Here is a 24463-nt window from a genome sequence, read left to right as displayed (position 1 = left end):
TCTTTCATTTCCGGCTTTTAGACGTTCCTAACTATACAAAAGCAACTATACCCCGTCAACGCTAATCTAGAACAAAACGGGGCATAAGGCCCCGTTTTGATTAGCAGTCTTTATTTTTGAAGTCGATGACCGTACGTCCTTGAATTTTCCCTTGCTCCATCTCTTCGAACACGTCTTGTACCTCGTGAAGACAGCGTTTATGAACGACCGGCACGACGAGTCCTTCTGCCCCGAACTGGAAGGCTTCTTCTAAGTCTTTCCGTGTCCCGACAAGTGAGCCGACCACTTCGATTCCATCGAGGACGAGACGAGGGATGTTCAAATCCATCGTTTCAGAAGGTAGACCGACCGCGACCACTTTCCCACAAGCGCGGACTGCATTGACTGCCGAATTGAAGGCGACTTTTGAGACGGCCGTGACGACAGCGGCGTGGGCCCCACCGAACTTTTCTTGTACGATGTCAGCTGCATCTCCTTCAGTCGATGGGTTGATCGTCAAATCAGCACCACTCTCTTTTGCGAGTTCGAGCTTATCATCGTTCAAATCCACGGCGATGACGTGTGCGTTGAAGACGTGTTTCGCATATTGGATGGCTAGGTTGCCGAGTCCACCGCAACCGTAGATGACGACCGTCTCCCCAGGTTTCACGTCTGCGACTTTGATTGCCTTATACGTCGTGACGCCGGCACATGTGATGCTCGAAGCTTGCGCAGGGCCCAAGCCTTCCGGCACTTTGACGGCATAGTCGGCTACGACGATACTTTGTTCGGCCATACCGCCGTCCACGCTATATCCGGCATTTTGAACGTTTCGGCAGAACGTCTCCCGTCCCGTCGTACAATATTCACAGCGACCACATGCATGATACATCCAGGCGATACTGACGCGGTCTACAATTTTTAGACTTTTGACATCGTCCGCGATTTTTGACACAATCCCGATCCCTTCATGACCAAGCACGCGTCCTTGCACATCCCCGAAGTCACCGGCCGCGACGTGAAGGTCTGTGTGACAAACGCCACAGTACTCGACATCGACGAGCGCTTCACCCGCCTGTAATGGACGAATTTCCTTTTCAACGACTTCGATGTTGGCTTTGCTTGCTGAATTGACAACGACTGCTTTCATGTCTGAACACACTCCTTGTGAGAATTTAGCGAATCTGATGGAAAATCATTTCTCAATCTCATCGTCAGAATAGTACAAAAAATGGATTGAAAGCGCTTTATTCTTGAATAGCGTTTGTCTGAAAGATAAACTTTTCTCACACAAAGATTTAGGGAAATAGAGATAGAGAAAGTAGACGAAAGGAGTGTTGTTTATATGACACGAACAGCATTATTTCACACGTATAAATCAAAGATTTTGCAGCTATCAAATTTAGAAGAAGAAATGTTGAAAAGTGAAGACTTTCTGTTAGACCGTGATGAAAAGAAACAACTCGACATCTATTATGCACCGTTCGAATACATCAATCCAAAGGCAAAAGTCGTCATCGCGGGAATCACGCCAGGTTTATATCAGATGCGTCAGTCGTTCGAGGCAATCCGTGACTTGAAGGATGCAACGGACGAAGAGGCACTTCGAGCAGTCAAACAACGTGGTAGTTTTTCCGGTCCGATTCGAAAGAACTTAGTGACGATGCTAGATGATTTGGAGTTACATCATCATTTAGCAATCGAATCCTCCCTCGATTTGTTCGGGTCAGCAAACCATCTTGTACAAAACACGGCGGTTCTCCCTTATCCCGTCTTCTATAAAGGCAAGAACTATAACGGATCGAGCCCGGATATGATTCGAACGGAGCTGTTTCGACCGTACGTAGAAGGAACCTTCGCAGAAGAGATGGCCCAGCTGAAAGATGCCCTCATTCTACCGATGGGCGTGAACGTAAGACGAGCCGTGGAGTTATTGGTGGAGCGAGGTCTTTTGGATCAGGAACGCGTGGTGAGCGGGTTTCCACATCCGTCTGGTGGGAACGGTCATCGCCATCGCATCTTCGCCGAAAATCGAGACGCCATGAAACGACACATCGCTGAACACTTCAAACGACATTCACTCTGAACCGCAGTGCGGTTCTTTTCATGTGAGCACATGACCTGACATCAACTCTTTACTTCGCTAAAATGGTAAACGGTTGACTCACTCACGAGATATAGAAAGGATGTCCGCCATGATCACATTGTCGTCCGTCCATAAACGTTATGGACAAGAGGTGGCCGTTCGTGATGTATCGCTTCACATTCGAAAAGGAGAGATTTACGGCATCATCGGCGCGAGCGGTGCCGGGAAGTCGACGCTTCTTCGATTGATGAATTTGTTGGAAAAACCGGATGCCGGGAGCGTCACAGTCGATGGCGACCAGTTGACCGAGCTCTCCAATCGGGAACTCCGCAAAAAGCGCCATCGGATTGGTATGATTTTTCAACAATTTAATCTGGTCGCCAATAAGACCGTCTTTGATAACGTCCTCGATTCACTGAAGCTTGCCAAACGACCGAAATCATCTTGGGAAACACGCGTGATGGAATGTCTCCAGTTCGTTGGACTCGAAGCGTATCGCGATAAATATCCTTCCCAGTTAAGTGGGGGACAGAAGCAACGTGTCGCCATCGCTCGGGCACTCGCGAGTGAGCCGAGTGTACTCCTATGCGATGAGCCGACCTCTTCCCTCGACCCGAACACAACGGCGGAAGTACTGCGTGTCCTCCAGTCGGTCAATGCACGATTTGGCGTCACCATCGTCCTCGTCACACATGAGATGGATGTCATCCGTCAAATCTGTCATCGCGTCACCGTCATGGCAGACGGCGCCGTTCATGAGACGATTGAACGGGAGCCGATGGGTGTGCTCGCCATCGATCAAAACCCAAGTTGGTTCGTTGAACAGTTGCGAGAGGAAGGTGAATCAAATGCCTGACATCTTGGTGCGTTATCAATCAGAGATTTGGCAATCCATCGCCGAAACGTTCATGATGGTCGGGGTATCAATTCTCGCTGCAATCCTAGTTGGACTTCCGTTAGGCACGTGGCTATACCTTTCACGTAAAGGACAATTGTTAGAGAACCAAGTCGTCTTCTCCGTCCTTAACTTGGTCGTGAACATCGTCCGGTCTTTCCCATTCTTGTTACTCGTCGTGTTTTTGATTCCATTTACACGGCTCATTATCGGGACGGCCATCGGAACAGCGGCGGCGACCGTGCCACTTTCCATTATTGCCATCGCGCATTATGCGCGCCTCGTCGAACAGTCGTTGATTGATGTTCCGCGCGGTGTTGTCGAAGCGGCGCTTTCGATGGGGGCGTCGGTGAAAGACATCATCTTCAAGTTTCTTTACGTCGAAGCCCGATCTGGTCTAGTCCTTGGATTGACGACATCCATCATCAGCTTTATCTCATACTCGACGATCATGGGGGTCGTCGGGGGCGGTGGCATCGGTGACTTTGCCATCCGCTATGGGTATCAGCAATTTCAGACAGAACTCATGCTCTATATGATTCTCATCATGCTCGTCTTCGTGCAATTGATCCAATTCACGGGCACGACCGTGGCACGAATCATCGACAAACGCTAAATAGAAAGTAGGAAATGAATATGAAAAAATTGATGGCACTTCTTGCCTCGCTCACACTCGTCCTCGCTGCATGCGGGAACGACACAGAAACACAAACAGAACAAGTGAACGAACCACAGACGTTGAAAGTCGCGTCACTCATCCCACCGATGACAGATATGCTTGAGATCGCGAAAGAACAGCTTGCAGAAGAGAACATCGAACTCGAAATCGTCGTCCTCGGAGACAACGTCCAACCGAACTCGGCACTTGCGGCAAAAGAAGTCGATGCGAACTTCTTCCAACACGTCCCGTACATGGAAGAGTTCAACCGCAGCAATGATGCGAATCTCGTTCCCATCGAACCGATTTATTTCGCAAACTACGGCGTATACGCGAAAAACTATGACAATATGGAAGACCTCCCGGAAGGCGCGACACTCGCCATCGCCAACGACGTATCGAACATTGACCGTTCGCTCTCCCTTCTCGCACAACATGATGTGATCGAGCTCGGAGAGAAAGAAGGCACGTACTATACACAAGCTGATATCACATCGAACCCGAAAAACTTCAAGTTTGAAGAAGTTGACTTGTTGATGCTCGCGCGAGCGTACGATGATGTCGATGCGGTCTTGATGACACCGGCTTACGCGGCACCACTCGGTTTGACACCGAAGAGTGATGCACTCCTAACAGAAGGTGTCGAGAACGACTTCGCCATCACGCTCGTCGCACGTGAAGACAATCAGGATGACGAATCAATTCAAAAACTCGGCGAAGCGCTCACAAGTGATGAAGTCCGTGCGTTCTTAGAAGAAAACTACGAAGAGACGGCGATTCCGGCGTTTTAAACAAGAAAGATTGAGCCTGAGGTGGCTCAATCTTTTTTAGTACTCTTCGTATTCTCGCGGGTCTTGGTCATCGATGCGACCATCCTGCTTCGTCAACGCATTGAGCGTCTCCATCTCTTCCTCGGTCAATTCGAAGTTGAAGACGTCGAGGTTCTCTTTTTGGTGTAACTCGCTAGACGAGCGGGCGAGCGGGATGACCCCAAGTTGCACGTGCCAACGTAAGATGACTTGAGAGACGCTCTTTCCTTTTTGTTTCGCGAGCTCTGTGATCTTCTCGTCATGGATGACCGTGCGGGCGCGACTGAGCGGGCTCCACGCTTCTGTGATGATGCCGCGTTCTTTGTCGGCTTGCCGCTGTTCGACTTGCGAGAAGTACGGGTGTAACTCGATTTGGTTGATGACCGGTGTTTCTCCCGTCTCTTCAATCAAGCGGTCAAGGTGCTCCGGCATGAAGTTCGATACCCCGATGGAGCGAATCCATCCATTTTTCTTCGCTTGAATCAAGGCACGCCATGCCTCGACGTACTTGTCTTGTTTCGGGTTTGGCCAATGCAAGAGGAACAAATCCCAATAGTCGAGATTCGCCCGATACAAGGACTCCCGAATCATCTCGAGTGCTTGGTCGTAGTCGTAATATTGCGCGCGTAATTTTGATGTTAAGAAAAGCTGTTCGCGCGGGATGCCAGATTGACGAACCGCTTCACCGACTGCACCTTCATTGTCGTAGCGAATCGCCGAATCGATGAGTCGATATCCGTTCCGGATGGCGCACGTAATGGCGTCGACCCCTGCTTCACCTTTTAAATAAACTGTTCCGAGTCCGATGGCCGGAATCTCATAACCGTCATGTAGCTTGATTGTTGGAATACCCATCAAATGCCTCCCCATTCAAAATCCGTTCTCTAGTCGGGTATTCCACTTTCCTCGGAAATGAAACGTTTGAATGTGAGGTCAACGTCGAAACGCTTTGATCAACCCTTCAGTCAAATCGAGGATACACACGACGATTACCGTGAACAGAATACTCCACACAGCCCATTGGCTGATTGTTTCGATGTCGATTGTAGTTTGTTCAGCGATCAATGAGAGGACATTAGAAGAAAGTAAATCGGGTTGCAGTAAAATGAGCGCCGTGACGGCAATCCATACGATATTGAAGAGGGTATTCCACAAGGCGAGCGGCTTTGTCCAGTGTCGAACGATCCATTTGTAAATGGCGATGGCGATGCCAAAGGCGGCCAAGGCGATGACAAACGGGAAGAATTGATCCAAGACCGACGAATTGAACAGCGGATAGGATTCGCCATTAATGACGACACGAACCATCTGCTCGGCGTTGACGTACAAGACGACCAGGAGAACGGTGGCGACCAAGTCAAACAAGATCGAACCAAAAGAAATCGAGGTCGAACGTGGCTTTACTTTCTTGAGTTGTTCAGGTTTCCAACTCGAGAAGGGCACTTCACCCTCAGGTACGGCACGCTCAATGATGAAGAAGGTAAGGGTGATCCAGAATAGTGTCTGAACGACGACATTGAAGATAGCCGCCCCAGTTTGAAGGAATGCTTGAATCAAGAATTGACTCCAAGACGTGTCGTCGATGGGATTGGTCAAATAACCGATGATGGAGAGAATGGTGACGACCGTGACGGCAATTGGTAAGACGATCTTGATGATGTTCACATACTGTGTGAAGAGGGCAGGACCAATGAGATAGAGTGGCCGGTTCGCATAGCGAGCAGCGAGGATATGAGGGTCGCCGAGTTGGCGCAATGCTTCAAATAAAGCCGCTTCAGACGGGTCATTTCCAGTCATGTCATCAATGGTCGATTCCAATTCGAGTGCGATGTCTTGCCGCATCGACTCTGGGATTCGAGAGGTGACTTCATCGATATACACATCACGAAGATTCATGATCATTTCCTCCTTCAATTAGACGGGTCAATGTTTTCGACATGTTCATCCATTCCACGTACAACTCATTCAAAATATCCATTCCGTCTGGGCTGAGCACATAGTACTTGCGAGGTCGACTCTCCGTCGTGTCCCAGGAACTCGTGACGAGTCCTTGTTTTTCAAGTCGACGCAAGAGTGGGTAAAGCGTACTCTGGTCAATGTTGATGTCGGCATCAAGTAGTGCTTGAACGAGAGAATAGCCGTATTGGGGTGTCTTCAATTGGCTGAGCACCGCAATCGTCAATGTGCCGCGCCGCAACTCCGTCACTAACGAGGCTTTTACATCGGACATTTTTTCGCCTCCTTCATTCGTTTATCCTTATACTGTATATCATACACTATAAGTTATCATACATCAATATGAATAAAAAACGTTGAGTCATTTCCTGATTTTGGGATAATAAAGAGGAGGTGATGTTCATGAAGTGGTGGTGGATAGTTGGTGGTGTGGTAATCGCCAGTTTATTGACGATCAATGCGCAGTGGTATGGGAATGCGGCGACGTTTGGGGTACCGATCGGATGGATCATCATGCTACTAGTCTTGGCACAGTTTCGAAAGCCAATCTCGACTCCGTGGGCGGTGTCGGTCGGAGTGATAAGTGTAGGGGTGGCGATTTCGCTCTCGATTCCGAGCTACTCGTTAGCTGAGGCAGAAGAGACGTTGAGCAAAACGTACAATGACGTGACGTACATGGAGAGCATTCCGACGACCGGGGGAGAGTGGAATCCATTTACTCCTCGAGTGGGCTATCGGTTTGAAACGGGGAGCGGAGACTCGATTTTATTCATCCCGGACTCAGGGAAGACGTTTGAACTGTAAAAAAGACTCGCTCTCATGATAGAGGACGAGTCTTTGTGTTAGTTGCGGATCATGTAGTCGAAGGCGCCGAGTGCGGCTGTCGCACCAGAACCCATCGAGATGATGATTTGTTTGTAGGCGCTGTTCGTGCAGTCTCCTGCCGCGAACACACCTGGGACGTTCGTCGCGCCGTGACGGTCGACGACGATTTCCCCGAAGTTGTTGCGTTCGACCGAGTCGAGCCAGTCCGTGTTCGGGACGAGACCGATTTGGACGAAGACGCCTTCGAGTTCGATATGATGTGACTCGTTCGTTTCACGAGACACATACGAGATGCCGTTCACTTTGTCCGTACCCGTGATTTCTGTCGTCTGAGCATTCGTGATGACAGTCACGTTCGGGAGGCTGTGGAGACGATCTTGTAGCACTTGGTCGGCCTTGAGTTCAGGAGCGAACTCGAGGACCGTTACGTGCTTGACGATTCCTGCGAGATCGATAGCGGCTTCGATTCCAGAGTTACCGCCACCGATGACCGCGACACGTTTCCCTTCGAAGAGAGGACCGTCACAGTGCGGGCAGTAAGCGACCCCTTTGTTTTTGAACTCCGCCTCACCTGGCACGTTGACGTTACGCCAGCGTGCACCAGTTGAGAGGATGACGCTCTTACTCTTCAAGACAGCACCGTTCTCGAGTTCGATCTCGACGAGGTCCTTTTTCTCAAGACGCTTCGCGCGTTGGAGGTTCATGACGTCGATTCCGTACTCTTTGACGTGCTCTTCAAGACTTGCGACGAGCTTTGGACCTTCTGTATAAGCGGTACCGATGAAGTTCTCAATGCCCATCGTGTCCATCACTTGGCCGCCGAAGCGCTCTGCGATGATTCCGGTACGGATTCCTTTACGAGCCGCGTATACAGCTGCACTCGCACCCGCTGGACCGCCACCGACGACGAGGACGTCATATGGGTCTTTATCCGAAAACGCAGAAGCGTCAGGACCTGTACCAAGTTTCGCCAAGATCTCTTCGAGTGACATCCGACCGTTACCGAACGATTCTCCGTTCAAGAAGACCGTCGGGACAGCCATGATCTCTTTTGCTTCCACTTCATCCTTGAACGCGGCTCCATCGATCATCGTGTGCGTGATGTTCGGATTGAGGACGCTCATGACGTTTAGCGCTTGCACGACGTCAGGACAGTTGTGGCAGCTGAGGCTGATGTATGACTCGAAGTGATACGTGCCTTCGATGTTTTGAATCTGTTTGATCGTGTCCGCATCGACTTTCGGTGCGCGCCCGCTCACTTGAAGGAGGGCGAGGACGAGTGATGTAAACTCATGTCCGAGTGGAATCCCTGCGAAGACGATTCCTGTCTCTTCAGATGGACGATTCACGCTGAAGCTCGGCGTACGCTCGAGTGTCGCGCGTTCGACCGAGATACGTGATGACATGCTGGCGAGTTCGTTGACGAGCTCGAGCATCTCGTTTGAGACTTTGTCTTCCCCAGCGCTCACACGGAGGACGACATCGCCCTCCATGAGCTGGAGATATTGGTCGAGCTGTTGTTTAATCGCTGCTTCTAACATGCAATCGCTCCTTACAATTTACCGACGAGGTCAAGGCTTGGGCGGAGTGTTTCAGAACCCTCTTCCCATTTCGCTGGGCAGACTTCGCCTGGATTGTTGCGTACGTATTGTGCTGCTTTGACTTTGTTGACGAGCGTGCTCGCGTCACGGCCGATGCCGCCAGCGTTGATCTCGACAGTTTGGATGACGCCGTCTGGGTCGATGATAAACGTACCACGGTCTGCGAGGCCGTCTTCTTCGTTCAAGACGTCGAAGTTGCGTGAGATGACGTGTGATGGGTCACCGATCATGATGTACTCGATCTTTCCGATTTTCTCAGATGTTTCGTGCCAAGCTTTATGTGTGAAGTGTGTGTCTGTAGAGACAGAGTAAACTTCTACACCGAGGTTTTTAAGTGTAGCGTACTCGTTTTGAAGGTCTTCAAGTTCAGTTGGGCAGACGAATGTGAAGTCAGCTGGGTAGAAGCAGACAACGCTCCATTTACCTTTAAGGTCGTTCTCTGTAACTTCGAGGAATTCACCTGTTTGGAATGCTTGTGCTTTGAATGGTAGTACTTCTTTGCCGATTAATGACATGGGTTATGTCCTCCTTGTTTTTTTACTCTAGCGTTTCTATCTCGACTAGAATAATTATAATGTAATACTAACTTCATATAACGAGCTGGAATTGTCAAGGCGTTTGCATGCTTTGAAATGTGTTGAAATAAATCATAATTATTTATGAATAGCTTAATATCAATGAAGAAAACGATTACAATAATGATGTATTTTCTTTCTTTAAGTAGTATCTTTACAAAATATTAAATGAGTCACAAACTCGATTGAAAGATGGAGAGTGTATCGTTATTCTCGTCTTTCTGTTCGTGATTATCATTTACAGATGGGGGATTTATTATGAATTATCGAGTTCATTCCCACCGATTCGGTGAGACGATATTGAAAAATGATGAAGAGTTCAAGGAGATTTGGTCAGAGATTCATGACATCATTCAATCGATTAGCGACGATGACATCATCAAAACATTTAATGAAAAATACGCCAAAAAGAACAAAAGCCTGTCGAAAGCTTTGAATGAACTGTTCAGATTAGAATTTTTAAAAAGAGGATGGGAAAAGGAAAGTCCGATTTTTCAGGACCGCTACTATTCAGAGAATGTGTGGCGTCTTGATTTCGCCAAAGACAATATCTCACTCGAGGTCGGATTTAACCACGCAGGTACAATCGCTTGGAATTTATTGAAACCGGTCATCGCAAGCGAACTGAATCACGTTGAAAAAGCGATTCAAACCCGAATCGGAGTAATCATCTGTGCGACTCAACGATTACAGCGAGCTGGTAATTTTGATGGAGCCATTGGGACGTATGAGAAATATGTGCACCATTTGAAGCCATTAAACACGCAACTCACCGTACCGATTGTTATTATCGGACTTGAAGCACCGGATACATTCAAAATCGTTGAATATTTAAATGAAAAAGGCGAAAAAAGAGGCCGCGTAGAGGAATTCTACGCGAACCTACTTGTCGATGACACGGCCGAGACCTATGATGAACCGATGTTCGATGAAGATTTAGACTGATGTACTTTTGACCTCAGCTACTTCGTATGCGTCGGTTTTGTTTGGCCATATCAACGAAATGAGTGATGGTATAGATGACATGATCGAAGTCGTCATTGACCTGGTGTTCCCAAAATCGAAGGATGATCCAGCCTTCTTCGACATAGTGTTGTGTGACATCGGCATCGCGTTCGATGTTTCGTCCAATCTTTTGACGCCAAAAATCGGCATTCGTCTTTGGCAATTTGAAGTGGAGGGGACAGCCGTGCCAATAGCAAGAGTCCAGAAATACGACGACGCGTAATCCCGGGAACGAGATGTCGGGCGTCCCGTAAAGTTTGCGATTGTTCTTGCGGTACCGATATCCGGCCGCCCACAGCGCTTTTCTGACTTTGACTTCCATCTTCGTATCTTTCCCGCGGTTTCCGCTCATCGTCTTGAACACGGCTGGACTCGATGCTTTCGGTACGTTTCTGGCCATACCTCTCACCTCCCTCTACTAGGAAGATTCCACTGTAGGGGAGAAATACTCATGTTAAGCGTCTAGAATCTGCTGAATGTAGTTTCGATCTAACCAAAACGCCTGCTTTGTGATCCATTGTCCATCTGGGAGGCGGACTTTGTCATCTCCATCCGCACCTTTTGAACGTACATGTGCGACTTGGTTGAATTTCGGCCCGGGCAGGTTATTCTTCACTCTATTTTTCATAGGTATCAGCTCAACCCCTTCTCTGACGACCTTTCGAGCCTCGGACCACATCTCATATAGTTCGCCATCGATGGTCTCGAGTGGCATGTTCCAAAGTCGAATGCCTACAAAACGAGGGATTCGCTTTTTCTTCGGGACGTATTCTTCGTCATATTGAAATTCTAAGAAAAGATATTTCTGTTCTGCGAATGTGTCATATAGGTCTGAATCTTCCCAGTCACTTTGGCATAGATTTTCAAAATCGACCTTGCCGAACGACATATGTTCGCGAATCTTTCCGTCGGGTTCTCGTGCGACCGTTTTGAACTTGATGTTTGCCTTCGCAAATTCTTCGATACCGGAAAGGTCTGTCTTTTGTACTCCTAACAGTTTGGCCATGACGTGAGGAATCATCGCCTTGTTTCTAGGGTTATATGGAACTTTCGTTTCTTCACATAAATCAATCAGTGTCTTGCCATAGTGTGGTGAGAGTCGGGTTTCGAGAAGTTCCTCGATAGACATTTCGTTTAACTCACCTTGGTTCGCGATAGATTCCATTAGTTCCGGTGTTAAATATTTACGAACCAATCCGGACATATAGGATGCTTTCAAAGAGAAGGCACGCGGTTTGGCAGGTTCATCTGAGAAGGGTTGAGTACGCACAATCGAACCGTTCGCCCCTTTTGTACAGGCGGACAGATACATCGTATCTGCCTCCGAAATGAGATGAGCCTCTCCATTCTTGATTTTGGTAACGATTGTTTCCCAGTCTTGTCGCATCACGGCTAAATCTTCCTCCGAGAATTCGTTTAAGAATGCCTTATAGATACGATAGTCATCTATTGGGATCTCGGGCTCATATTGATAGAGCATGATGAGCATACTTGTGGCTTTCGATAAAAAGCTTGAAGTTTCAAACGAGTATCGATGCTCGCTATGGTAATCAATCATATTCAAGACGAGTCGTTCTTTCGAAGAATATGTACCATTTTTGTTTTTCTTGAAAGGGGTGACCTTTAACTCGATGCCAAGTTCCTCAAAGTCTGGGCGGGCATCTGAATTGATTGGGTATCCGAAATGGCTCTCTTCAATAATGTGACCGAGTGACCCCTTGGAGCGAACATTTTTAATCCGTCCGGTCGTGTCAATCTCGCCGAATGTCTTTCCCTCGGCCTCTCTTGCCTTATCCATTAGTTCTTGAATCGTTTCGTAACGCAATCGAATACCTCCTATAATTTTACATATGTAAGATAAGTATAACGTAGTTGTTGATCCCATTCACCTTTTCTGTTAAACTAATTTCATCGAGCTAGTTCGGTTGTGATAGGACCTAAAATAGCGTAAATTTAAGATAGAAAATACGAAAGGGTGTTCCCATTGATTAAAGTAGTTGAGTTATTTGCCGGTGTAGGAGGTTTCCGCATCGCGCTTGAAGGAATCAAAGATGTGAATGCCGAGCCTACATCTGACAAATTCGATGTGGTTTGGGGCAATCAGTGGGAGCCGGCGACGAAGGTACAACCGGCCTTTGATTGCTATGCTGAACGTTTTAAAGGACGTGGCCAACACGTAAACGAGGATATCGCGCTGTCATGGATGGAAGCAGGACCACATCATTTACTCGTGGGGGGTTTCCCATGCCAAGACTACAGTGTGTCGCGTAGCTTAAAGAATGAGCAAGGGATTCAAGGGAAGAAGGGTGTCTTGTTCTGGGAAATCATGAATATCATCGAGCAGGAGAAGCCGCCTTACGTCTTACTTGAGAACGTCGATCGCCTCATGAAGTCACCTGCGAAACAAAGAGGGCGTGACTTCAGTGTCATGCTTCGTGCATTTGCCGATCAAGGATATACGGTCGAGTGGAGAGTCATCAATGCTGCCGATTACGGTTTTGCCCAACGCCGCCGCCGTATCTTCATCTTCGCGACGCGAGCGGATTTGAAGCATTCAACCCGAGCGGGGAAAGCAAATCCTGAGCAGTGGTTGTTGAAAGACGGGTTCTTTGCGCCGACTTTCCCGGTCATGGAGATGACGAGCGAGAAGCATCCAGGTTCGACGTTCGAATTACCGAAAGACATCGTTGAAATCTCGGACACATTCTCTGCGACTTATCGAAATGCGGGAGTCATGACGGGGGATCAAGTGACGACGCTTGAGACGCTCCCGGTTCGCGAAACACCTAAGACGCTCGGCCAAGTCGTTCAAGAGGTCTATGAGCAATTTGGTCATGCTCCGGAACACTATTATCTGGATACAGAGAAGGTTAAAAAATCTGGACGTACGGAAAAAGAGGAATTGGCTTATATGAAAGGACCGAAAAAAATCGAACGTACTTCTGCGAGCGGTCACGTCTATGTCTATGCTGAAGGAGGCATGTCCTATCCGGATTCGCTAGACCTTCCAGGTAGAACGATGTTGACAAGCGAAGGGACATGCAACCGTTCAAGCCATGTCATCGAAGATCCGCATACGAAAAAATTGCGCTATTTGCGTCCGGAAGAATGTGAAGGATTGAATGGTTTCCCATACGGATGGACCGCGACTATGACAGACCGCAAGCGATACTTCACGATGGGGAATGCTCTCGTCGTCGGGTTGATTGAGCGGATGGGTCATCGAATTGCGGAGATTCATGAGCAAGAGGATGAGCAGAGCTTGTTGCATGAAGTGAAACAGATGCAGCTGTTGGGGACGTATAATAATTTTAGATAAATTAGAAGGATTATTTTATTAGTTTCTTGAATATGGGTTAATTATGACTCTTCTTTGGTGTTAGATAATTAATTTATAAATAAAGTCGAGGGTTTGAATTCGGTATTGAACCGAATCCAGACCTTTTTTATGTTTTTAAATATAGAATTTTTTAGTAAATTCTATTCTGGTCTTTTTGATGTGCATTATTGACTTATTATTTAAATAACCAATAGTCTTCTAAGGTGATTTAAGTATACTATTTAATTGTAATAAAAAGGTAAGAAGGAGATGGTAGTTATTTTTACAAATGATTTAGAAGAATTTGTATTCAGTATGCATGCACATCATCAATGCGATGAAATGATTGTTTTATCTGGATATATTGGTCCCACTCCGGTAGAGCGGTTAACACACTTGCCAATTTCTACAAAAGTTATTTATGGTATGTATCCTGAAGAACTAATTCATGAAAGACTACATGATATTTTATGCGGACTTCATGTTACAAATCATGAAATATATTATTCAAATATACCTGTACATTCAAAAGTTTATCTTTTAAGAAGAGCGGGTGTGACAATCTATGCGCTTTCTGGTTCGGCAAACTTTACAATGCGCGGATTGAATATTAATGGTCGAGAAATATTATCAGAAATTACTGGAGCAAACCTATTACAACTGAATGATTACGTTGAAAGAATCTTATTAAATGCTACCCAATGCATAAATATTGCTTCTACTGGAGGAATAGTGCGTCATGGGTTTTCAGTCTTTTCTACACCTACTGAAGTTTGTGAAATGGTATTATATGACCCTGCGACGGGGCAAACTCAACAAAGTAGTGGTTTGAACTGGGGGTTTGGCGCTGGAAACACTACATTGGGTGATGCGTGTATACCAATTAGAGCTGATCATATCAGAAGTTTCAGTAACTTGTTCCCACCAAAAGTTGGAATTCAAGGTAACCAACCTGTGGAACTGATTTGGGATGATGGGGTAGTTATGTCGGGCCTGTTGGAAGGCTCTCAAACCATAAGCAATATTAGATATCCTAAACAAATTTCGTCCTTTGGTGATAAAAGTATACTAGGTACGTATATGAGACGGAGGTTAGGTCTTAGCCCAACTGCACAAATTTCAAGAGCTCATTTGACAAATTATGGGCGAGATACAGTTGATGTTTCTTTGATTAGAAACGGCGTATATTATTTGGATTTTTCTATTTAAGTGAGAGTGGCACAAATTTAATGAATAAAATCGTATATCACGATTTTATTCATTTTTTAGTTTAGTATTTACAAACAACAAAAACGGATGAGTACCGTTCAAGATAGGTCCTCAATCCGTTTTTGTTAATTTTCATATATAGAAGTAACTTGAAATTCTTAGTTTGTTAAGGCTGTTACAGTATCAGGTATATAATCGTTTCTTAGTGAATCTAGAAGTATATCAAGTGAAAGTGCAAGTTTCTCCGAAAATTGAGGTGGGACCGCGTTACCTATCATCTTATAATTATCTCCTGCAGAAGATATGAATATATAGTCATCGTCGAAAGTTTGTAATCTTGCTGCTTCTCTAACAGTTATCGATCTTGCTTGGGTAGAATCAGGATGTATGTGACGTAGGCCATCTTTATACAAATGAGCGGGGATTGTATTACTCGGTTTATCCCAACGTAAGACATGGTATTTGTGAATGTTAGAAGTCCTTCCTGTTAGTTTAGTATAAAGTTGTTTTAAAGATTCGGTAGATACATACAAGTTATTGCCGGTTTCTATATCTTTGGCTAGTAACTCAAATGTGGAAATATCTCTTCGATTATGGAATCGAGGAGAATGATTTGGGACAGATGAATTGAACTGATGAGAAAACTTCTTTGTGTTTATTATTTTATCGTAGTCAAGTGGGCAAAGTTTTGGTAAATCTGAGATTGCATCTTTGACTGTTCTGGTTTCCTCTTTAAAAGCAGGGAGAATCGCTTTATAAAAGTTCTTCAATAAACTTTGAGCATCGAGATGTTTGTCTTTTCGTATACCAACTATAATTACTCGTTTACGTTTTTGTGGAACTCCATAATCAGTCAAGTCAATTTGAGCTGATCCTCTTAAATCTTCGGAAATTTCATAACCGATGTCATTAATTTGTTTTTTTATTAAGTCTGTAACCAGAATCCCGCCGGGCTTTGCACTTAACATCCCGGGAACATTCTCAAATACGAATAACTTAGGGCGATAACGATTAACGATTTTTAAATAACTTTCAAATAGATAGTTTCTATAATCATCTCGCATTCCATTTACATCACGAATTCTACCAGCCACGGAATAGGCTTGACAAGGCGGTCCTCCAATAATCAAATCAAGTTGATTCGAATTAATCATTTTATCGAGACCAGGATGACTGCCATATTCTTTGTCATCGGTCCACCCTTCGAAAAGTTCATTAGTACGTTGAATATCGAATCTCATTACTCTCTTTTTAGCATCTAAAATCCCCCATTTTGTTTCAAGTCTATTGATTAAATTTAAAACTTGAGGTTTTTCCCATTCTACAGCTGCTAGCATATTATATTTGCCATGTTTTTTAAAACCTTCAGATAGTCCTCCGCAACCTGCAAATATATCAATAAAATTATACGGTCTGCTCATTTTTTCTCTCCAAGCTTTCGCAAAGATATTTTTTTAATTGTAATCCTAAATGATAACCTAACAAAGGAGGAACTGCATTGCCAACCTGTTTATATTGTTCGGTTTTATTACCAAAAAATTTAAAATCATCAGGAAACGATTGTAATCGAGCATTTTCTCGGACGCTAGGGACACGATTATAGCAGTAATGAAAATGATTTCGATGTCCAGTATCAATAGTTTTTGATGGTTTTTGACTGTGATAACGAGTCCATGCTTCATTGAATTTACGACTCTCACCTACACCAGGAGGTAAATCTCTATGGTTACCACCTTCGGGAACTTGAGAAATTACATCAATTACCTCTAAGGTGTGCTTAGTGCCAACATGGTTGTATAGTAAGTCGGTTTTTTCTCTCATGAATTTTTGATATTCCGATTTGGGTGGACTAAGATATTCAGAAATATCGAAGCCAAGGTCATCAGTGAAGTCATGTAAATCACTAATTGCGTCCGAGCAAGATACATAATTATCAGGTGTTTTTATTGGAGGAGGAAATTCAAATGTTTCATCTCCTTTGAGTCCAACGAAGAAAAGACGTTTTCTTATTTGAGGAATACCGTAGTCAGGCGCGTATAATGTTTGGTAGTTAATCTTATATCCGAGACGAGTAAATTCTTCAATAATCTGTTCTTTTGCTTTACCTTTATAAAGTGTAGCCAAACCTGGAACGTTTTCTAATATAAAAGCTTTAGGTTTAAAATGTTCAACTGCTTTCACCATAGATTGGAAAAGATTGTTTCTCTCATCGTGTTCATTTCGTGTACCGGTTAAAGAAAACCCTTGGCAAGGTGGTCCGCCAACAATAACATCGACTTCTTGATTATCTATCAAGTTAGCCATATCTGCTATTGTGGTTGTTTCAAATAAGTTTCCATACATAGCTACTGCATCACCGTGATTGTGCTTAAAAGTTTCGAGGGCAGATTTGTTATTATCAATACCTAGTAAAACTTCGTATCCTGCATCTATAAAACCTTTTGAAAGTCCTCCGCATCCACAAAACATATCAATTACTGTCGGTTTGTTATTCTTCATTGTTATAATTCAACTCCAAATACTACTTTTATTTTTTGATGTAAAGTTGTTGGTTAGCACTACTTTTTGTGGTCGTCTCAATTGTCGTGCTTAAATTCCCGTGCTTTACTTCATGTAAGAAAAGAAGTCCTAATGAGCGACGCTCTCCTATGTTTAAACGATTCCATTCGTAGCCTTTAAACAAATCCTTTAGTAAAAAAATCTCACCTTCATTTAGGTGATTGACTTCCTTAATAGCTATTTGTAAACAATGCATTAGGTTTAGTCTCCTTATATGTTTATACATAAGCTTATGTTAGTTTTAATCCTATTGATTGTAAAGAGGAATGCGAAAAAGACAGAGGACTCCCTCTGCCTTCACCGTCACTCCGCCATCAACGCACACACCGCATTCGAATACGCTACCGGATCTTCAATCGGTAACCCTTCAATGAGGAGGGCTTGTTGATACAAGAGGTCTGTATACTGTTTCGCTTTCGCTTCATTTTCCTTATACACACGTTGGAGTGTCTGGAAGATGGCGTGGTCGGCGTTCACTTCGAGCACTTTTTCCGCCTTCATACCGCCGCCGTTTGGCATCGCGTTCAAAATCTTCTCCATCTCAATCGAGACATCACCCGCGACCGTCAAGCAGACCGGATGTGATTTGAGGCGTGTCGAGGCACGCACTTCTTTGACGCGGTCCCCGAGTTCTTCTTTCATGAAGGCGAATAGGTCTTGGTTGTCTTCGTTGAGGGATTTCGCTTCCGCGTCATCGAGACCGAGGTCGCCGCTCGCAATCGACTTGAACTCTTTGTCGTCATACGACTGAAGCATCTTGATGGCGAACTCGTCGATCTCTTCTGTGAAGTAGAGGATTTCATATCCTTCCTCTTTCAAGCGCTCTGCTTGTGGCAAGAGGTCGATGCGATGAATCGATTCGCCTGTCGCATAGTAAATATACTTCTGATCTTCTTTCATCCGCTCAACGTACTCTTTGAGCGAGACGAGTTTCTTCTCATGGGAAGAATGGAACAGAATCAAGTCTTTCAATTCGTCTTTGGCTGCACCGAACTGGTCGTACACGCCGAACTTCAACTGACGACCGAACGACTCATAGAACTTCTCGTAGTCCTCGCGCTCGTTTTGGAGCATCTTCTCGAGCATGCCTTTGATTTTTGACTTCACGTTCTTCGCAATCACGCGAAGCTGGCGGTCCTGCTGCAACATTTCACGGGAAATGTTGAGGGAGAGGTCTTCAGAGTCGACCATCCCTTTGACGAAACCGAAGTAGTCCGGCAAGAGGTCGGGTGATTTCTCCATGATCAACACGCCATTCGAGTAGAGCTCGAGCCCTTTCTCGAATTCTTTCGTGTAATAGTCGAACGGAACCGTTGACGGGATATAGAGGATTGATTGATAACGAATCGTCCCGTCGACGTTCAAGTGAAGATGCTTAAGTGGCTCATCAAAGCCGTAGCGCTTCTCATGATAGAACGCCTTGTAATCTTCGTCGGTCAGTTCGCTCTTCCGCTTCCGCCAGATCGGCACCATGCTGTTGACGGTCTCTTCTTCCTTGTAATCCTCATACTCTTCTGAGTCCTCTTTTTGACGATGTTTCGTCACATCGAGTTTGATCGGGTAACGGATGAAGTCCGAATGCTTCTTGATGAGTGAGCGAATCTCGTATTCTTCAAGGAATGACGAATACGTATCATCTTCTGTGTCTGCCTTCAAGTGGAGCGTAATTTCTGTACCGATGTCCGCTTTGTCTGTCGGCTCGATCGAATAGCCGTCTGTGCCTTCTGACTCCCATACGTATCCTTGATCACTGTCAATCGAGCGAGTCCGCACGGTCACACGGTCAGCGACCATGAACGCGGAATAGAACCCGACCCCGAATTGACCGATGAGGCTATGGTCTTCTTCCATCTTCGTCGCCTGTTTCATGGCGAGTGAACCGCTCTTTGCGATGATTCCGAGGTTTGTTTCGAGTTCTTCTTCTGTCATCCCAATCCCTGTATCGCGAATCGTGATCGTCCGTGCTTCTTTGTCGAGTTCAATTTTGATGAAGTAATCGTCTTTGTTGAACTCGATGCTTTCGTCTGAGAGGGCACGATAATACATCTTGTCGATGGCATCACTCGCGTTCGAGATGAGCTCACGCAGGAAGATGTCCTTATGTGTATAAATTGAGTGGACCATCAACTCTAAAATTCGTTTCGATTCCGTTTGAAACTGTTTCTTTGTCATGATCGTTCTCCTTTTGATGTCTGTATTTTGGCACTCTGTATATAGGAGTGCTAACACTATTGATTATCCTAATTTTTAGGAAGATGTCAACCGAGATTGAAGAAAAGATTGACGAGGACGTAGGTTTCGCATATAGTTGAGTACATGCGATGAGCTGGTCTATGTAAGACGGCGGACATTCCCTTGAGGAGCACGTTGTGGAGCGTGGTCCGTCGCGGTAGACTTTCGAGAGCACCTCTAGTGAGAGGTGCTCATTTTTTATGTATACAACTAGCCTCCCTTCAAACGAAGGGAGGCTTTTCTTATGCCCGAATGGATGCGAGGAACATCTCTTTTAAAGCACGCAATTGTACGGCCGGTTCGATATCGTCCTCTAAATAACTGATGTGCGACTTCAATAGGATGTTGTTGCCGAACGTCCCGAACGTATTGATGATCGTGACGACGGTCACCTTCACATCGATATCCGAGCGGAATGAACCGTCTCGTTTCCCGTCTTCAATCAACGGTTCGAGTGTCTGCATGATCTGTCGTTGAACGTCGATGTATGTCTCGATCCCAGGAAGCGGTGAGGCGACGAACGATGCATAGCTCTCGAACGCCTCTCGGAAACGGGCGTGGTTCGTCCGCTCCAACTGCATCTCGAAAAAGTGGTTCAAGATGATCTCGAGCCTCTCATAGGCGTTGCCTTCCCCATGCATGAACTGTTCAAATCGCTCGAGCGTGGGCTGTAGATTCTTGACGGCTGCCGCGACGATCAATTGATCTTTCTTCGGGAAGTAGCGAAACAGTGTGGCCACCCCAATCCCTGCCGCGTCCGCGATGTCCTGCATCTGAACCTTCTCAAAGCCATTCTCTAAAAATAAGCGTTCGGCCTCTTGGATAATCAGCTGGATTCGTTCTTCTTTGTTTTGTTGTCGTTTACTCAATTCCATCACCTCATTGTCTGTCCCTAGTATATCGTCTTCGAGCAGTTTCGTTGAAATTAATGTCACATCCAATTATGATTATGATAGTTAGACTATCATAATTTAACGAATGGAGCTGGGACAATGCGTTTACAGGGGAAAGTGGCGGTCATCACAGGGGCAGGAAGCGGTATGGGAGAGTCAACGGCACGCCTATTCGCCAAAGAAGGGGCGACGGTCGTCGCAACAGATATCAATGAACAAGGGGTACAAAGCGTAGTCGAGTCGATTCGGGCACAAGGTGGGGAAGCTATCGCGGTGAAGCATGACGTGACCTCACGTCCGAGCTGGGAGGACGTATTCGCAGAAGTGGAAGCGACGTGTGGCAAATTAGATATTCTCGTCAATAACGCTGGAATCGCACTTGCGAAACCGTTCTTGGAACAGACGGAAGAGGACTGGGCACGCACGTATCGCATCAACATCGATGGAGTCATGTTAGGGACACAGTACGCGATTCCGCTCATGACGGAGAATGGGGGAGGATCAATCGTCAACATCTCCTCCATCTCTGCATTGACCGGTATGGCGGGTGCCGGGGCCTATACAGCCTCGAAAGGTGCGGTCCGTTCTCTCACGAAAGCAGCGGCCGTCGATTACGGGAAGCAAAACATTCGGGTCAACTCGGTGCATCCAGGATATATCGTGACACCGATGAGTGCGCCACATATGGAGCATCCAGACTATAAACAACATTTTTTGAATCAAATCGCTTTGCCGAATCTCGGACAAGCGGATGAGGTGGCAGCAGCCGTCCTATTCCTTGCATCAGACGAGGCGAATCATATTAGCGGAATCGAACTTCCGGTAGATGGTGGCGTGACGGCGAAGTAAAAGTAGGGTCTCTATGGAGGCCCTACTTTTTTAATTACTCTAAGATTCCGATTAACTCCATTTCCGATTGAAGTATGTGAAAAGATTGCACCATTCATGAGGATTCACCTCTTTTCATTTTAAAATCATCTGTATTATTTATATTCCCGTTTTGTGTAAAGAGTTTAAGTGATTCATCAAATTGACATGATATAGTCGACATGAAAGAGTGAGATGACAAGTGTAGAACAGTGCCAAATGAGCCGAAAAAGGAAATTGATTTTATTTAGTTAACTATGAAAGTTGGTATAGTGAGATGGACACTCAGTTTGAGATGGAACGGATTTGGATGGATGAAACGGAGCTGTTTTATCAAGTTCAGCTTCAACTTCGGTCTTCTGCCTGCACCAGTAATCAGTTGATTTATTTAGATGATGCGAGTCTTGAAGATCTTCATCAAAAGATCAATCAATTCAATCAAGCGTGGGGCAAAGAACCAATCACATGGAGACTAGTCGATGAAGAAGAGGGTTCGGATGATTTGCAAGTCAATCTAACTTTCACGTTGATTGACCGGATTGGGACCATCCAAATCGATATTTTCATTCATGATGAATGGCAGTTTGACTCATTTGACCATGTTCATATGAAATGTAGAATGAGGACGACGATGGGACAGCTCGACGACTTGAGCGCTCAACTCAAACGTTTCATTCGTCGTGAGACCGACCATGTCTCATCACTTCGACCAGAATAAAGCAGCCTGAGACGACTCAGGCTGCTTTTTAGTACCATTCTTTCGGTTCGTAATTCAATTCGCGGAACAGCTGCTCACGCTCTTTTTTCGAAAGATCGCGCCATTGTCCAGGCGGGAGTTTCCCGAGCGTGATGTTCATGACACGAACACGTTGGAGGCGGAATACTTCGTATCCGAGCGCCTCACACATCCGACGGATTTGGCGGTTGAGTCCTTGCGTGAGGGTAATGTTGAAATCGAACTTTGAAAGCGGACGGACTTTACACGGAAGTGTCTTCTGGCCAAGGATTTTGACACCGGCTTCCATCTGCTCGACGAACTCTGGTGTGATTGGCTTATCAACCGAGACGATGTATTCTTTCTCGTGCTCGCCTTCGGCACGGAGAATCTCATTGACGATATCACCGTCGTTCGTCATCAAGATGAGACCTTCCGAGTCTTTATCGAGACGACCGATGTTGAAGATGCGGAGCGGGTGGTTGACCATGTCGACCAAGTTCCCTTTTACTTTCTTCTCTGTCGTACTCGTGATCCCGACCGGCTTATGGACGGCGATATACACGTTGTTTCGTGCGACACGTGCGACCGAACCGTTGACGAGGACTTCATCCCCCGGTTTGACTTGGTCGCCTATTTTTGCTTTCTTCCCGTTGATGGTGACGCGTCCCTCTTCGACGAGACGGTCGGCTTGGCGACGGGACGCCTTGCCTGATTCACTGATGAATTTATTGATGCGCATGTATACACGTCCTTTGTTTGGCTTCGTCCTATCACTATAACGCATTTTATAAACTCTCGAAAGCGGGAAACGAATGGGAGAGGAGGGGTGACATGGAGGTAGTACGACTGTTACAAGACGCGATCCGATTTCAGCAGGCATTGTGCGATACACCGTTCGGGAAAGAATTGATTCCGGAGGCGTCGCCTGTCCTTTGGTACGGTCGACCTAGTCCGAATCAATGGCTGACTATCGGGACGAATCCGTCTCGCGGCGAGTTTTTACATCGTGACGGGACACCGAGAACGGGGCAACACCAAAAGTTCTATTGGCGGGAAACGCTCTCGTTTGAAGATTACCTCGGAAATGAAGAGGCGCTGCAACAAACGCTCGAACGGGCATCGGTCTATTTCGAGTCGGGTCGCGCGACGACGAGCTGGTTTGGGAAACCGGGTGGCGCCAAACTCGAGGCGCTCCTCAACGGGATGGGGCGATCATTCTATGATCATCCGGCCGCTGTCATCCACGTTGATTTTTTCAAGTTTGCGACATATGAACAGATGGGGAAGATGAGGACCGGGCGCCACTGGATGGAACATCCGACCTCAATCGAATTGTTGGAACGGACGATTGCGTACATCAAACCAATCCGTATCATCGTGCTCGGACGGGATAACTGTCGTGCCTTGAACGGTTTTTCAACAATCGGAAGACTGTCTGCATATCCCGCCGTCACCTATGAAATTGGACGCCATGATTCGGGTATCCCGATGATTGGCCTCCATATGAAGCCTTCAGAAGTGTTCGTTGGGCTCGGGAATGGCCGTGATTCAAACGGGCTACATTACGGGTCATACGCGAAGCGCGAGCACCTGTTAAAAATCGGGCAAGCGATTGACACGATTATGGACGAGTGGCTGGCGGATGGACACGTGTGATGCTTCCCCAAAAGTTGAATTCGTTGAAGTCGATGTAGCGCACGTCCTTCGAACGATTATCGAGCACGGCTAACAAGATGACGTCCGGGAACCCCCGTTTTTCAAACTGTAAGTAGCCGACTCCCGTGACGGAATGATTTTTATAGAAGCCGTTCGCCATATTCAACACAAACGGGCGTCCTGCTTTCAGCTCACGCTCAAACGTCGACCATTTCCAAAGATAGCGGGAACTGCCTCGACCGTCGTACCCGTATCGCTTCCACAGTTTCGTGATGATGGTGGCGATTTGTGTCGGCGGTGTCCCTTTCTCGTCTTTGAAATGGTGCCTGAAGGCGATCTCGCGCACATCTTCTTGGATCTGTGTCACATCATCTGGGATGTTCGTATACCCATGATCTCGATAGAAACGGAAGATGGCGGTGATGGACGTCAACGTACAGTTGTTCTTCCCGTTCTCGAACTGACGTTGGAGCAAGACGGGCACGCCTTCAATTTGTACAGAGCGCTTTAATGTCCAGCGTCCGTGATAACGATCGTTCACATAAGCTTCCGGGTCGATGATCCCGGCATAGCCGTTGTTCGCAACCTCGAGTTGTCCTGCAAATGGGTGCTCCATCTCGG

Annotated in this window: 26 protein-coding genes; 11 read left to right on the top strand and 15 right to left on the bottom strand. The window is 46.2% G+C overall.

Going from position 1 to position 24463, the window contains the following annotated elements:
- Positions 1-100: 100 nt before the first annotated feature.
- Entirely contained in the window at positions 101-1129 is a 1029-nt protein-coding gene (gene adhP / locus KNO94_RS07625; RefSeq protein WP_214778646.1) for an alcohol dehydrogenase AdhP, read from the bottom strand.
- Between the two features lie 195 nt (positions 1130-1324).
- On the opposite strand from adhP, the gene KNO94_RS07620 reads away from it, so the two are divergent.
- The 4 genes from KNO94_RS07620 to KNO94_RS07605 all read left to right on the top strand — a co-directional run bounded on the left by KNO94_RS07620 (position 1325) and on the right by KNO94_RS07605 (position 4409).
- Positions 1325-2065, top strand: a complete 741-nt coding sequence (locus tag KNO94_RS07620) for a hypothetical protein (protein ID WP_214778644.1) — start codon at positions 1325-1327, stop codon at positions 2063-2065.
- Positions 2066-2174: 109 nt separating this feature from the next.
- Complete coding sequence (locus tag KNO94_RS07615) at positions 2175-2921, top strand: methionine ABC transporter ATP-binding protein (protein ID WP_214778642.1); 747 nt, start codon at positions 2175-2177, stop codon at positions 2919-2921.
- Positions 2914-3576, top strand: coding sequence for a methionine ABC transporter permease (locus tag KNO94_RS07610; RefSeq protein ID WP_214778640.1), 663 nt, complete (start codon positions 2914-2916; stop codon positions 3574-3576). The genes KNO94_RS07615 and KNO94_RS07610 overlap by 8 nt, the downstream gene beginning before the upstream one ends.
- A gap of 20 nt (positions 3577-3596) precedes the next feature.
- Positions 3597-4409 carry a MetQ/NlpA family ABC transporter substrate-binding protein gene (locus KNO94_RS07605; RefSeq protein ID WP_214778639.1) on the top strand — a complete coding sequence of 271 codons (813 nt, stop codon included), beginning with the start codon at positions 3597-3599 and terminating at the stop codon, positions 4407-4409.
- Positions 4410-4445: 36 nt separating this feature from the next.
- Here KNO94_RS07605 and KNO94_RS07600 read toward each other — a convergent pair whose 3' ends face one another.
- From KNO94_RS07600 to KNO94_RS07590, 3 genes are all read right to left on the bottom strand, one after another.
- A complete protein-coding gene (locus KNO94_RS07600) occupies positions 4446-5282 on the bottom strand; it encodes an aldo/keto reductase (RefSeq protein ID WP_214778637.1) in 837 nt (278 codons plus the stop codon).
- Positions 5283-5360: 78 nt separating this feature from the next.
- Positions 5361-6323, bottom strand: a complete 963-nt coding sequence (locus KNO94_RS07595) for an HAAS signaling domain-containing protein (RefSeq protein WP_214778635.1) — start codon at positions 6321-6323, stop codon at positions 5361-5363.
- On the bottom strand, positions 6310-6657 hold the full coding sequence (locus KNO94_RS07590) for a PadR family transcriptional regulator (RefSeq protein ID WP_015880292.1): 348 nt from the start codon (positions 6655-6657) through the stop codon (positions 6310-6312). The genes KNO94_RS07595 and KNO94_RS07590 overlap by 14 nt, the downstream gene beginning before the upstream one ends.
- 128 nt (positions 6658-6785) lie before the next feature.
- On the opposite strand from KNO94_RS07590, the gene KNO94_RS07585 reads away from it, so the two are divergent.
- Positions 6786-7187 carry a hypothetical protein gene (locus KNO94_RS07585; protein WP_214778634.1) on the top strand — a complete coding sequence of 134 codons (402 nt, stop codon included), beginning with the start codon at positions 6786-6788 and terminating at the stop codon, positions 7185-7187.
- A 38-nt stretch (positions 7188-7225) separates the two neighbouring features.
- Here the strand turns inward: KNO94_RS07585 and ahpF are convergent, their stop codons facing one another.
- Both ahpF and ahpC read right to left on the bottom strand, forming a co-directional pair.
- Positions 7226-8749, bottom strand: a complete 1524-nt coding sequence (gene ahpF, locus KNO94_RS07580; RefSeq protein ID WP_214778632.1) for an alkyl hydroperoxide reductase subunit F — start codon at positions 8747-8749, stop codon at positions 7226-7228.
- A gap of 11 nt (positions 8750-8760) precedes the next feature.
- Positions 8761-9324, bottom strand: coding sequence for an alkyl hydroperoxide reductase subunit C (gene ahpC / locus KNO94_RS07575; protein WP_015880295.1), 564 nt, complete (start codon positions 9322-9324; stop codon positions 8761-8763).
- A gap of 318 nt (positions 9325-9642) precedes the next feature.
- Between ahpC and KNO94_RS07570 the strand changes: the two genes are divergently transcribed.
- The gene (locus tag KNO94_RS07570; RefSeq protein ID WP_214778630.1) at positions 9643-10329 is read left to right on the top strand and encodes a BglII/BstYI family type II restriction endonuclease; all 687 of its coding nucleotides are present in this window, start codon (positions 9643-9645) and stop codon (positions 10327-10329) included.
- Between the two features lie 13 nt (positions 10330-10342).
- Here KNO94_RS07570 and KNO94_RS07565 read toward each other — a convergent pair whose 3' ends face one another.
- Positions 10343-10789, bottom strand: a complete 447-nt coding sequence (locus KNO94_RS07565) for a very short patch repair endonuclease (RefSeq protein ID WP_214778629.1) — start codon at positions 10787-10789, stop codon at positions 10343-10345.
- Positions 10790-10843: 54 nt separating this feature from the next.
- Positions 10844-12214, bottom strand: coding sequence for a Sau3AI family type II restriction endonuclease (locus KNO94_RS07560; protein WP_214778627.1), 1371 nt, complete (start codon positions 12212-12214; stop codon positions 10844-10846).
- Between the two features lie 159 nt (positions 12215-12373).
- Here KNO94_RS07560 and dcm point away from each other — a divergent pair, with 159 nt between their 5' ends.
- A complete protein-coding gene (gene dcm, locus KNO94_RS07555) occupies positions 12374-13708 on the top strand; it encodes a DNA (cytosine-5-)-methyltransferase (protein WP_214778625.1) in 1335 nt (444 codons plus the stop codon).
- Between the two features lie 270 nt (positions 13709-13978).
- Positions 13979-14917: a restriction endonuclease PLD domain-containing protein gene (locus KNO94_RS07550; protein ID WP_214778623.1), complete on the top strand. Its 939-nt coding sequence runs from the start codon at positions 13979-13981 to the stop codon at positions 14915-14917.
- 158 nt (positions 14918-15075) lie between these two features.
- On the opposite strand, the gene KNO94_RS07545 is transcribed toward KNO94_RS07550, so the two are convergent.
- The 5 genes from KNO94_RS07545 to KNO94_RS07525 form a co-directional block, all read right to left on the bottom strand.
- Positions 15076-16338, bottom strand: a complete 1263-nt coding sequence (locus tag KNO94_RS07545; protein ID WP_214778621.1) for a DNA cytosine methyltransferase — start codon at positions 16336-16338, stop codon at positions 15076-15078.
- Positions 16322-17416, bottom strand: a complete 1095-nt coding sequence (locus KNO94_RS07540) for a DNA cytosine methyltransferase (RefSeq protein WP_214778620.1) — start codon at positions 17414-17416, stop codon at positions 16322-16324. Before KNO94_RS07540 ends, KNO94_RS07545 begins: the two co-directional genes overlap by 17 nt.
- A 28-nt stretch (positions 17417-17444) precedes the next feature.
- Entirely contained in the window at positions 17445-17672 is a 228-nt protein-coding gene (locus tag KNO94_RS07535; RefSeq protein WP_214778618.1) for a single-stranded DNA-binding protein, read from the bottom strand.
- Positions 17673-17779: 107 nt separating this feature from the next.
- A complete protein-coding gene (gene htpG / locus KNO94_RS07530) occupies positions 17780-19648 on the bottom strand; it encodes a molecular chaperone HtpG (protein ID WP_214778616.1) in 1869 nt (622 codons plus the stop codon).
- Positions 19649-19950: 302 nt separating this feature from the next.
- Positions 19951-20583 (bottom strand): TetR/AcrR family transcriptional regulator, encoded by a 633-nt coding sequence (locus KNO94_RS07525; protein ID WP_251125880.1) that lies wholly within the window; start codon positions 20581-20583, stop codon positions 19951-19953.
- A 117-nt stretch (positions 20584-20700) separates the two neighbouring features.
- On the opposite strand from KNO94_RS07525, the gene KNO94_RS07520 reads away from it, so the two are divergent.
- Both KNO94_RS07520 and KNO94_RS07515 read left to right on the top strand, forming a co-directional pair.
- The gene (locus KNO94_RS07520; protein ID WP_214778612.1) at positions 20701-21450 is read left to right on the top strand and encodes an SDR family NAD(P)-dependent oxidoreductase; all 750 of its coding nucleotides are present in this window, start codon (positions 20701-20703) and stop codon (positions 21448-21450) included.
- Between the two features lie 295 nt (positions 21451-21745).
- Entirely contained in the window at positions 21746-22186 is a 441-nt protein-coding gene (locus KNO94_RS07515) for a hypothetical protein (protein ID WP_214778611.1), read from the top strand.
- A gap of 28 nt (positions 22187-22214) precedes the next feature.
- Here the strand turns inward: KNO94_RS07515 and rluF are convergent, their stop codons facing one another.
- On the bottom strand, positions 22215-22925 hold the full coding sequence (gene rluF, locus KNO94_RS07510) for a 23S rRNA pseudouridine(2604) synthase RluF (RefSeq protein WP_015880301.1): 711 nt from the start codon (positions 22923-22925) through the stop codon (positions 22215-22217).
- A gap of 92 nt (positions 22926-23017) precedes the next feature.
- Here rluF and KNO94_RS07505 point away from each other — a divergent pair, with 92 nt between their 5' ends.
- Complete coding sequence (locus KNO94_RS07505) at positions 23018-23842, top strand: hypothetical protein (protein WP_214778609.1); 825 nt, start codon at positions 23018-23020, stop codon at positions 23840-23842.
- On the opposite strand, the gene KNO94_RS07500 is transcribed toward KNO94_RS07505, so the two are convergent.
- Complete coding sequence (locus tag KNO94_RS07500) at positions 23808-24458, bottom strand: C39 family peptidase (protein ID WP_214778608.1); 651 nt, start codon at positions 24456-24458, stop codon at positions 23808-23810. The two genes, KNO94_RS07505 and KNO94_RS07500, sit on opposite strands and share 35 nt — an antisense overlap.
- Positions 24459-24463: the final 5 nt, after the last annotated feature.

Origin of the sequence: Exiguobacterium sp. s22 (genome assembly GCF_018617455.1) — a bacterium.
Taxonomy (GTDB): Bacteria; Bacillota; Bacilli; order Exiguobacteriales; family Exiguobacteriaceae; genus Exiguobacterium.
Note: the sequence above shows the minus strand (reverse complement) of the source record. Positions and strands in the feature narration are given on the sequence as shown.